The sequence below is a fragment of the Planomonospora corallina genome (assembly GCF_042650625.1).
Taxonomy (GTDB): domain Bacteria; phylum Actinomycetota; class Actinomycetes; order Streptosporangiales; family Streptosporangiaceae; genus Planomonospora_B; species Planomonospora_B corallina.
In genome coordinates this window covers 45098-55861 of sequence record NZ_JBHSBM010000036.1, presented here as the reverse complement: position 1 = coordinate 55861, position 10764 = coordinate 45098, and the positions used below count along the sequence as shown (strand labels likewise).

The window sequence follows — 10764 nt, the reverse complement described above, 5'->3', positions numbered from 1 at the left end:
GCGCCGGCCCCGCCGGCGTCCGCCGGTACGTCGCGGCGGCAGGCATGGCCGGGTGGCCGGTGCTGTCGGAGCCGCACGGCGGCGCCCGCTACGGCGACAACGCGATGGCGGCCTACCACCACCTGCTGGGCACCCCGGAGTTCGCCGAGGCGCACCGCCCCGACGTGGTGGTCACCCTGGGCAGGCCCAGCCTCTCCAAGTCGCTGCTCGCCTGGCTGCCGCAGGCCGCCGAGCACATCGTGGTCGCCCCGGACCTGACCCGCTGGCCCGACCCGACCCGTTCGGCCACCCAGGTGGCGCAGGCCGTGGAGATCCCGGTCGCGGCCGGGGACGATGCCTGGCTGGCCTCCTGGCGGCGTGCCGACGCGGCGGCCCGGGCGGCGGTCGACGGGGTCCTGGACGGCTCGGGGCTCAGCGAGCCGCGCCTGGCCCGCGACCTGGCGGACCTGCTGCCCGCCGGGTCGCTGCTGCTGGTCGGCTCCTCCATGCCGATCCGCGACCTGGACCAGGCGATGCGGCCGCGCCGGGGGCTGAGGATCATGGCCAACCGGGGCGTCGCCGGGATCGACGGGGTGGTCTCGACCGCGCTGGGCGCGGCGCTGGCCCACAACGGCCCGGCGTTCGCGCTGATGGGCGACCTGACCTTCCTGCACGACCAGAACGGGCTGGTCCTCGGCCCGCTGGAGCCACGGCCGGACCTGTGCCTGGTCGTGGTCAACAACGACGGGGGAGGGATCTTCTCGATGCTGCCCCAGGCCGCGCTCCGCGACCCGTTCGAGCGCGTCTTCGGCGTCGCGCACGGGGTGGACCTGGCCTACCTGGCCGCGGCGACCGGCACGCCGTACACGTCGGTGAGCGAGCCGGAGCAGCTGGACAAGGCGCTGCGCGGCAGCGGCGTGCGGATCGTGGAGGTGCGCACCGACCGGGCGGCCAACGCGGAGCTGCACGCCGCGGTGCGGGAGGCGGCGGGCGCGGCGGTCCGCGCGGCCCTGTCCGGCTGAGGCGCCCGTGCCGCGCCGGCCGGCGGGAGGGGCCGGGTCCTGGCAACGGGCCTGGTGAGGCGGATATCGTGACACACTGATCACCGTCAGTGATGAGCGGAGGGAGCCGCCGGATGCGTGACCGCGACGACCAGGTGCCGGAGCCGCCCGCCCGCCCGAACGGCGGGCGCGCCGGAGCGTCCGGGTCCGGTGACGGTCGCCCCTCCGGGAGCGGCCCCCGTGCCGACCGGGCGGGCCGGGCGGGCCGGGCGCCGTACGGCAGGCACTCGTCGCCCGCCGGGGACCGGCAGGGCGACGACACTCCGGTCACCTGCGAGCCGCTGGTCCGCCCCGGCGGCGACCAGTGGCGGTTCCGTGAGGGGTGGACGGCGGGCCGGGACGACGATGAGCGGGCGAGCCGGCCCGTCCAGGTCTGGTACGGCACGCCGCCCCGCGTCCGCATCCGCGACCGGCGGCCCTACCCCTACGCCCTGGCCGGTGCGGTGGTCGCCACGGCCGCACTGGTGGTCGTGATGACGGCGGACGTCGGGACGCGGGGCGGCGCGGCCCGCGTGGGGACCACCCCCGCGGCGACGTCGGCGGCCCCGCGCCACGACCGGACAGCCGGAGCGCCCGGCTCCGTCGCCGCCCCCACGGCGGCACCCCTGGCGGACGATCGGCCGGACCAGGGAGCCTCCGGCGGGCCGCGGGCCCGCACGCGCCCGGACGGGGAGCGGCGGCCGGTGGCCGGACGGGACGGCGGCGGGGGCGACGGGGTCAGCAGGTACGGCGGGTACGGCGACCTTCCGAAGCTGGACGGCGGCGTCTGGAGGGTGCCTCCGCCGCTGAGGGCCGGTCCGGTCCGGCCGAGCACCGGCACGGGCCGATCCAGCAGCCCCCGCCCCACGGGCGGCTCCACGGGCGGCGCCGTGAGCGGGCCGGGGCCCGGGGCGGCCACGCCCGCCGGAGAGGACGGCCCGCGCGGACGCGATCCGGGTGACCGCAGGCCCCCGCAGCAGAGGCCCCATCCGGGCGCCGGGCCGGGCCCGGAGTGGTTCGACGACGACCCGTGCGATCACTACCGGCCGTTCCAGCGGCCGTTCTGCGACTCCCTGCTGCAGCCCGGCCGCCGCTGAGCGGCCGCGGGCGCAACCCGGACGGCGCCGCCGGTCCGGGTCAGCGGGTGAACAGCTCGAAGCTCACGGCGGCCCGGCCGCCGGAGGAGGACGTGACCTGTGCGACGAAGTCGCGGCAGTACTCCTCCGGGTCCTGGTCGGTGAGGGCCTCGATGTAGGTGCGGTGCTCCAGCAGGGAGCGGACGGCGGCCTCCAGGTGGGTGTCGTCCACGCCGACGGAGTGGGTCGGGCTGGAGGAGCCGCTGACGGCGACCCAGCGCACGCCGTTCCACGGGGCCAGGCCGTCGGCGGTGAGCTCGGGGAAGATCCACCGGTTGCCCGCGTCGGCGGCGGCGTCCAGGACCGCCCGTCCGACGGCCCGGTGGTCGGGGGTGTTCCAGTAGGTGCCGCCCCAGGTGTCGCGGTGGTTGATGGTGATCAGCAGTTCGGGGCGGTGGCGGCGGATCGCGGCGGCGATGTCCCGGCGCAGGACGGTGCCGTACTCGATCACGCCGTCGCGGTGGCCGAGGAACTCGACGGAGGTGACGCCGACCACCGCGGCGCTGGCGCGCTGTTCGCGCTCGCGCAGGGGGGCGGCCTCGGCCGGGTCGAGGATGTCGATGCCGGCCTCGCCCCGGGTGGCCAGCAGGTAGGAGATCTCGCGGCCCTCGCCGGTCCAGCGGGCGATCGCGGCGGCGGTGCCGTATTCGAGGTCGTCGGGATGGGCGACGACCGCCAGGGCCCGGGTCCAGTCGTCCGGCATCGCCTCGAGCGCTTCGGCCACCGTCTCGCCTCCATTATGCGATCTACATCGTAAAGGGCAGGTCTCGGGACTCCCCGATCTTGCCGGGGCATCCCGATCCTGGCAGAGCCACCCGCCCCGGGAAAGGCTCCGGCCCCGCCGAGCCGGGGCGCCGCCGGGCGCGGTGCCCGGCCGGCGCAGGGGAACGCCGGAGGTGCCGGGGGAGTGCGTAACGCGCCGGGCGTCTCGCACGTTCAACAGATGTCTCGGGGATCTCCGGCCTCGGGCCTGGGCGGCGCACCGCGTGTGAGGGGACGGGTTTGGACGAGCTGGCACTGAGGCAACTGGTCTACCTGGTGACCGACTGGCGGGAGTGGCGGGTCGTCCCCGACGACCGGGAGAGCGATCTGGAGGGGATGGTCCGCGCCCTGCTCGACCCTGGGCAGGAGGTGGCGGGCAGGACGTGGCTGGCGGCCTCCGAGGGGGACGCCCTCGCCACGGCGGGCTGGACCTCCGGGGCCGGGGCCGTGGACGTGCTCGCCGGCTACCGCCGGCGGGTCGACGCCGTCGCCCGCGGAGGACCGGGGGCCGAGCCCGCGCCCGACCGGGACCACCGCCTGTACGTGCTGCTCGACCCGGAGCGCGCCGAGGCGCTCCTGCGTCCGGAGGACACGGCGGCGGCGGACCGGGCGCGGACGCCGCCGGGGGCGGGGCAGGACGCCCCGCCGGCGCGCGCGTTCTGGGTCCTGCTGGACGTCCGCTTCCTGAACGGCGACGGCCGGCCGGTGATCCACCTGAGCTTCAGCTTCTGGGCCGTGGAGCCGCCCTGGCAGCCCGCCCGGAACGGAGGCCCGCTCGCCTTCCGCAACGGCGGCCTGTTCCCCGGGCGGAGCGCCTCGGTCCCCGGGCGCGAGCTGTCCGCCGTACGGCACCTGTTCCAGAGCCGGGCCCCGGCCGCCCGCGCCCTCGTCGACCGGCACTTCCGGGCCGCGGGCGCCCGGTCCTGGAACCGGGGGTACGGCGCGCCCGAGTTCTGGGTCGCGACGCCCTCCTCGGCCCAGAAGCGGAGCGCCGCGGACCACTGGGCCCAGCCGCGTCTCATGGACGGGCTGGCGGGACTGTTCCTCGGCTGCGGCCCGAAGGACAACGTCGTGGCGGCCGGGGTGCTCCGCGGCAGGGTGCCCGCGGCGGGGGAGCGCGGCAGCGAGGCGCTCACCCTGCGCCGGTTCCCGCGGGAGCTGGGCCGCCCCGTCTATCTCCTGCTGCCGGGACCGGACAGCGTCGGGCGCGCGCGGGAGCCCGCGTTCCGGCACGTCATCGCGGCGCTGGTCGAGGTCGAGGCGATGGCCGCGGACCGCACGCACCGGATCGGCACCCATCTGGAGATCTGGCGGCGGCACGTGGAGGTCTACGACCACGCGGTGCGCAGCGCGGGCATGCTCTGGGACGGGGTGGCGCTCCACCTGCCCGTCCGGACGGGCAGGTCCCTGCAGCGGGCCCACCACGCGGTCGAGCTCATCCACCAGACCCTCCTGCAGGGCATGGCCGACCTGGCCACCCTCGTGGGCCACGTGGACGAGCAGGCGGCCAGGGCGGAGAAGCTCCCGCACACGCTGGACGACCGGATGAAGGAGTGCTTCACCGAGAGGCCCCTGCTCTCCGGCCGGGGCGACGTCTGCGCCGCCATCACCGGCAGCCACCGCGTCAGGCGGCTCCACCGCATCGCCCCGGCCGTGGCGGCGGACGCCAAGCGCGTCACCGAGCAGTACAAGGACCTGCTGCAGTCGATGGCGCACGCCTTCGACGAGCGCCGGGTCCGCGAGCTGGAGGTGCTCCAGCGGGCGGAGTGGACGCTGAGCTGGGCCGTCGCGGGGTTCGCGGTCTTCGCCTTCCTGGACTTCGTCGCCGAGCTGAAACCGAAGGCGGCCGGCGGCTGGGTCTGGTGGGTCTCCTGGGGGATCGTCGCGGTCATGGCCGCCGTCATGGCCTGGATCGTCTCGTACTCGCGGCGGGTCCGCCGGATCGGGTCGGTCCGCTTCCGCCGCTTCCACGACCTGCTGGTGTCCTTCCTGCGCGAGTCGTCCTCGCTGCAGCTGGGCAGGTTCGCCGCGGAGGGCGGAGGGGACTGGGAGGAGCGCGACCGGCGGCTGGCGGAGCGGTTCGCCGAGTTGTGGGACGGCTCGGCGGGGAACGGGACGCCCCCGGGCGGCCCCTCCGCTCCCGGGGGCGCCTCCGGGCGGCGGTGGCGGCCCAGGAGACCGCACGAGGCGGACCTGGAGGAGCTGACCGGGGAGATCGAGGCGTGGATCCCGCACATCCTGCTGCTGACCGAGCGGGCGCGGATGCTGCAGAACTACCGGCTGCCCCGGCTGACGATCCTGTACCGCTACTGCGTCCGGCTGCCGTCCCGCTGGACGATGCGGCACCTCACCCCGGTCCCGGAGATCGAGTTCCGGCTGGTGATGGAGAACGCGGGCTACCGCCCGGACGACGCCGACCGGATCGACCGGGCGGTGGCGGGGCTGATCGGCGGAGCGGAGGGGGAGGCCGTCCGCGACGCGCGGGAGCTGCTGCGGGGCGTCGAGGAGGTGCTGGGGCGACATCCTCCGGCGCCGAACGGGGCCGCCGCAATTGATTGATCTACATTGTAAAGGAATCGCAATGGATAGCCTGAACGGGTGGCCGAGCCGTACCTGACACTGGAAGACCCCGTCGAGCACGAGATCGAGATCAAGCGGTCGCGGTTCATCTGCGCGATCGCGCCGGTCTCGTCGGAGGCGGCGGCACGCGGCTTCGTCGCCGGGCGCAAGGAGCTGCACCCCGACGCCACGCACAACTGCTCGGCCTACGTGATCGGCGACCGGCGGCTGCAGAAGGCCGACGACGACGGGGAGCCCGGCGGCACGGCGGGCACGCCCATGCTGGAGACGCTGCTGCGCCGGGGGCTCGGCGACGTGGTGACGGTGGTCACGCGCTACTTCGGCGGGGTCAAGCTGGGCGCGGGCGGGCTGGTGCGCGCCTACGGCGGGGCGGTCGGCAAGACCCTGGACCTGGCCCGGACCGTGGAGATGGTGCCGGCCAGGGTCATGACGGTGACCGTGGACCACGTGCGCGCCGGACGGCTGGAGAACGACCTGAGGGTCTCGCCGTACGAGGTGCGGGGCGCGGTCTACGGCGCCCGGGTGGCCCTCCAGGTGGCGGTGCGCGAGTCCGAGCTGGGCGTCTTCCCCGACTGGGTGGCCACGCTGACGGCCGGGCAGGCGGCGATCGAGCCGGGGGAGGCGGTCTACCTCCGCAAGGCCTGATCTCCGGCGCCGCCGTGGGAAACTATGAGATAGGTCACATCGACGGGGAAGGGGAGACGCCGGGCGACCGGCCGCGCCACGAGCGGATCCGGTCTCCGGGAGGACCGGGCCATCCCGCCCCGGCGCCGGACGGTCCGCTCTGACATGCGCAAACACCGGGACCTCGAGGCCGGCGCGGGTGGAGCGCCGGGTCCGGGCGGCCACCCGGCCGCATCCTGCGGTTTTCCGCACCCCCGCGCTGAGGAGGAGGCCAGGTGAGAATGACGGCGGACCTCATGCAGGGCATATCCAGGGTTCCCTAGCCTTGTCCCCATGAGTTCAACGACTGTCGACGGAGTCGCCGGGTGGGCGATCGGCCTTATGGAGACCCTGGGAGCGCCCGGGGCCGGGATCGCGATCGCGCTCGAGAACCTGTTCCCGCCGCTGCCCAGTGAGGTGATCCTGCCGCTGGCGGGCTTCACCGCGAGCCGGGGGAACATGACCCTGTTCGACGCCGTGCTCTGGACCACCCTGGGGTCGGTGATCGGCGCGCTGGCGCTGTACGCGGTCGGCGCGCTGCTCGGCCGGGAGCGGGTGATCTCCATCGCCTCCAAACTGCCCCTGATCAACGTCTCCGACATCGAGAAGACCGAGGCCTGGTTCGCCAGGCACGGCAAGAAGACCGTCTTCTTCGGGCGGATGATCCCCATCTTCCGCAGCCTCATCTCGATCCCGGCCGGGGTCGAGCGCATGCCGATCTCGATCTTCACCCTGCTCACCCTGATGGGCAGCCTCATCTGGAACACCGCCTTCGTGATGGCCGGCTACCTGCTGGGGGAGAACTACCACCTGGTCGAGGAGTACATGGGGATCGTCTCCAAGGCCGTCCTGGGCGTCGTCCTGCTCGCCGTCGTGATCTTCGTCGTGGTCCGGATCAAGGACCGGGGCAAGGGAAAGCACCACGCCAGGTGACGGTGGGCGCGTGACCGTGCGGACGGCGGTCCGGGCGCTGGCCGGGCTGGCGCTGGGCGCGCTCGCGGTCCCGGCCGAACTGCTCTTCCTGGTCGCGGCGGCCCCGCTCCTGCGGGTCGCCGCCGCGCGTGAGCGCGTGCTGGCGGGCGCGCGGCGCCTGGCGGGTCTCCAGGTCAGGAGGCTGGACCTGCTCGGCGGGGTCGTGGTCTCCGGCTACGACGCCCGGCGGGCGCTGCGTTATCTGGCCTGGCGCTGGCCCGTGGGGGTGCTGGCGGCACTGGTGCTGGTCCTGCTGCTCTACGGGAGCGTCACCGGGGCGCAGCTGACATGGCACTGGGTCAGGGGCGAGGAGTTCGACGGCATGGGGCCGGAGCCGGTGCTGGTGGCCGGCTTCGCCGTGTGGGGCCTGGTCCTGCTCTTCCTGGAGGTCATGGGGCTGGTCGGGCTGGTGGTCGCCGAACGGGAGCTCGCCCTGCGGACGCTGGGCCCCAGCCCCGCCGACCTGCGCCGCCGCATCGCCGAACTGGCCGAGACCCGGGCGGGTGCGCTGGCGGCGGTCGACCAGGAGCGCCGCAGGATCGAGCGCGACCTGCACGACGGGGTGCAGCAGCGCCTGGTCGCTCTGGCCGTGCTGCTCGGCCGGGCCCGCCGGGGCCGCTCGCCCGAACTGCTGGAGGAACTGCTCGGCCAGGCGCACGCCGAGGCCCAGGCCGCGGTCGCGGATCTGCGGGAGGTCGCCTGGCGGGTCTACCCGAGCGGACTGGACACGCTGGGGCTGGAGGAGGCGCTGGCGGGGGTCGCCGGACGGGCCGGGCTCCCGGTCGAGCTCAGGTACGGCCTGCGCGAGCGCCCGCCGGGGCCGGTGGAGACGGCCGCGTACTTCGTGGTGAGCGAGGCGGTGACCAACGCGGTCAAGCACGCGGCGGCCGGCGCGGTCACCGTGGAGGTGGGCGGCCGGGTCGTGGAGGGGACGGAGACGGTCGTGGTGCGGGTGACCGACGACGGGCGCGGCGGCGCCGATCCCGCCGGGACCGGGCTGTCCGGGCTGGCCCGCCGGGTCGCGGCGCTGGACGGGCGGCTGCTGGTGGACAGCCCGGCCGGCGGGCCCACCGTGGTCGTCGCGGAGCTCCCGTGCGGGTGACCGGGAGGCACGCGGCCGGTCCGGGGGACGCGGGGCCGGTGCGGCCGAACCCGCCGGCACGGGGCCGTGCCGCGGCCGCGTCCCCCGGAAAGGCCCCGGCACGGACTGCGGAAAGGCCCCGGCACGGACTGGCGGGAGAGGCCCCGTGCCGAGGTCCGCGCCGGGTGCTCAGCTCTCCAGGGCGTAGCGCATGGCGCGGAACTTGGCGCGGGTCTCGGCCAGCTCGGCGGCCGGGTCGGAGTCGGCCATGATGCCGCCGCCGGCGAAGAGCCGGGCGCGGGAGCCCTCGATCCGGGCGCAGCGCAGCGCGATGCCCCACTCGCCGTCCCCGCGGGCGTCGACCCAGCCGACCGGGCCCGCGTATCCGGCGCGGTCCATGCCCTCGAGCTCGCCGATGACCTGCAGGGCGGTCCGGGTGGGAGTGCCGCCGACGGCCGCGGTGGGGTGCATGGCGGCCACCACGTCCAGGACCGAGAGCCCGTCCGCCAGCCGGCCGGTCACCGGGCTGGCCAGGTGCTGGACGTTGGGGAGCACGAGCAGTTCGGGGTCGGCGGGGACGTCCAGCTCGGCGCAGAGCGGGGTGAGGGCCCGGCGTACGGAGTCGACCGCGCAGGCGTGCTCGTGGCGGTCCTTGGCGGAGGCGAACAGGGCCGCGCCGCGGGCGACGTCGTCGGCGGGGTGGTCGCCGCGCGGGGTGGTCCCGGCCAGCACGAGGGACTCGACGGTCTGGCCGGTGCGGCGGACCAGCAGCTCGGGGGTGGCCCCGACCAGGCCGTCGCAGGAGAAGGTGTAGCACTCGGGGAAGCGCGCGGCCAGGCGGGACAGGAGGAGCCGGGTGTCGATGGGGCGCTCGGCGACGGCGGTCAGGTCGCGGGCCAGCACGACCTTCTCCAGCAGGCCGGACCGGATCCGGCGTACGGCCTGCGCCACGGCCTGCTCCCACTGGGAGGCGGTCAGGCTGCCGTCGGCGTACCGGATCGCGCCGGGGGAGCGGAGCGGGGCGGCCTCCTCCAGGCCGCTCTCGCCGATGGTGGTCAGCCAGGCCCGGCCGCCGCGGCGGGCGAGGACCGTGCGGGGGACGACGAGGACCGAGCCGGGGGAGCCGGCGTCGAAGGTGAAGGAGCCGAAGGCGACGGGGCCGGAGCCGGGGGCCCGGACCTCGTCGTCGACGTGGGCGCCGGCGAAGACGGCGGCCAGCCGTTCGCGGGCCCGGGCGAAGCGGCCGGGGCCGGGCGGCACCTCCACGCGGGCGGCCTCGCCCCAGGCCACCAGGCCCTCGCCGTGCCTGATCCAGGCGTAGGGGGCGGTGACGGGAAGCCTCGTGAGCAGGTCGCCCGGGTCGGCGACGCGCGTGGTTCTCACGACGAGAGGACGGGTCAGTCCGGGCGCGACTCTCACCCCTGACACTCTAGGCGGAAACTGAACACGTTCGATGACCGCCCCGGCCGGTAGGGGCGGGCGCGGGTCTCCGTCAAGGGAGCGGCCGGGAAACCAAGCGAACGGGTCAACCCCGGGCGCCGCTCTGGCCTGCGGTGATACATCCGATGGACAGGGTGGTCACGCAGGCGGAGGTGCCATGGCCCGCAGGACTGTGATGGTGTTCACAGCGGTGTCGACGGTGGTGGCGGTGCTGGCGGCCGGGTGGGCCGGTCCGGCGCCGGCGCGCGCCGACGCGGTGTGGCGGCCGGCGGTCATGGCGGCGCTGGGCGACTCGATCAGCGCCGGGTTCAACGCCTGCGGCTGGTACGTCTCGTGCACCTCGCGGTCGTGGTCGGCGGGGGACCACGCCGGGGTGCGCAGCCACTACCTGCGGCTGCTGCCCGGCCACGGCACGATCGAGGGGGGCAACCTCAACTTCGCCGTCCCCGGGGCGACCAGCGCGGACCTGGCCGGGCAGGTGGCGAGGGCGGTCGCGCGGCGGGCCGACTACGTGACGGTCCTGGTCGGCGCCCAGGACGCGTGCGTGGCGGAGGAGCGGCGGATGACGCCGGTCGCGGTCTACCGGGAGCGGATGGCCGCGGCGCTGCGGAAGCTGAAGGAGGGGCGGCCCGGCGCCCGGGTGTTCGTGGCCAGCATCCCCGACGTCAAGCGGTTGTGGCGGGTGGGCAAGGACAACGTGGCCGCCCGCGGCGTCTGGGCGGTCGGCAGGATCTGCCCCGTGATGCTGGAGCGGCCGCAGTCCACCGCTCCGGCAGACCGGATGCGCCGCGACCGGGTGCGGGCACGGGTGGCGGCCTACAACCGGGCGCTGGAGCGGGTGTGCGCCGAGTACGGTCCGGCGTGCCGGTTCGACGGCAACGCCGTGTTCGGCTACCGCTTCACGCTGGAGCACGTCAGCGCGTGGGACTTCTTCCATCCGAACGAGGCCGGTCAGCGGCAGCTGGCCCGGGTGACCGCGGAGGCGGCCCGTGACTGGCTGGGCGGGCGGGCCGGGGAGCCGGCCGCCCGGCGGTGAGGGCCTGCGGCGTCCGCGTGCGTGCGGCCGGGTGTGCTCTCACACCCGGCCGCAATCATTGATCTACATAGTAAA

At 75.5% G+C, this 10764-nt stretch carries 9 protein-coding genes; 7 read left to right on the top strand and 2 right to left on the bottom strand.

Annotated features, from left to right (window positions below):
• Positions 1 to 1001, top strand: a 1001-nt coding sequence (locus ACFOWE_RS26150; RefSeq protein ID WP_377292320.1) for a thiamine pyrophosphate-dependent enzyme, incomplete at its 5' end; no start/stop codon positions are given.
• Between the two features lie 113 nt (positions 1002 to 1114).
• A complete protein-coding gene (locus ACFOWE_RS26145; protein WP_377292318.1) occupies positions 1115 to 2116 on the top strand; it encodes a hypothetical protein in 1002 nt (333 codons plus the stop codon).
• 40 nt (positions 2117 to 2156) lie between these two features.
• Here ACFOWE_RS26145 and ACFOWE_RS26140 read toward each other — a convergent pair whose 3' ends face one another.
• Positions 2157 to 2879, bottom strand: coding sequence for a PIG-L deacetylase family protein (locus tag ACFOWE_RS26140; protein WP_449301229.1), 723 nt, complete (start codon positions 2877 to 2879; stop codon positions 2157 to 2159).
• A 278-nt stretch (positions 2880 to 3157) separates the two neighbouring features.
• Here ACFOWE_RS26140 and ACFOWE_RS26135 point away from each other — a divergent pair, with 278 nt between their 5' ends.
• From ACFOWE_RS26135 to ACFOWE_RS26120, 4 genes are all read left to right on the top strand, one after another.
• The gene (locus tag ACFOWE_RS26135) at positions 3158 to 5476 is read left to right on the top strand and encodes a hypothetical protein (protein WP_377292316.1); all 2319 of its coding nucleotides are present in this window, start codon (positions 3158 to 3160) and stop codon (positions 5474 to 5476) included.
• A 39-nt stretch (positions 5477 to 5515) separates the two neighbouring features.
• Positions 5516 to 6142 carry a YigZ family protein gene (locus ACFOWE_RS26130; RefSeq protein WP_377292314.1) on the top strand — a complete coding sequence of 209 codons (627 nt, stop codon included), beginning with the start codon at positions 5516 to 5518 and terminating at the stop codon, positions 6140 to 6142.
• 312 nt (positions 6143 to 6454) lie between these two features.
• On the top strand, positions 6455 to 7093 hold the full coding sequence (locus ACFOWE_RS26125; protein WP_377292312.1) for a DedA family protein: 639 nt from the start codon (positions 6455 to 6457) through the stop codon (positions 7091 to 7093).
• A gap of 10 nt (positions 7094 to 7103) precedes the next feature.
• Positions 7104 to 8234: a sensor histidine kinase gene (locus tag ACFOWE_RS26120; RefSeq protein WP_377292310.1), complete on the top strand. Its 1131-nt coding sequence runs from the start codon at positions 7104 to 7106 to the stop codon at positions 8232 to 8234.
• 168 nt (positions 8235 to 8402) lie between these two features.
• On the opposite strand, the gene ACFOWE_RS26115 is transcribed toward ACFOWE_RS26120, so the two are convergent.
• Entirely contained in the window at positions 8403 to 9632 is a 1230-nt protein-coding gene (locus ACFOWE_RS26115; RefSeq protein ID WP_377292308.1) for an isochorismate synthase, read from the bottom strand.
• A gap of 178 nt (positions 9633 to 9810) precedes the next feature.
• Here ACFOWE_RS26115 and ACFOWE_RS26110 point away from each other — a divergent pair, with 178 nt between their 5' ends.
• Complete coding sequence (locus ACFOWE_RS26110) at positions 9811 to 10689, top strand: GDSL-type esterase/lipase family protein (protein ID WP_377292306.1); 879 nt, start codon at positions 9811 to 9813, stop codon at positions 10687 to 10689.
• Positions 10690 to 10764 lie beyond the last annotated feature (75 nt).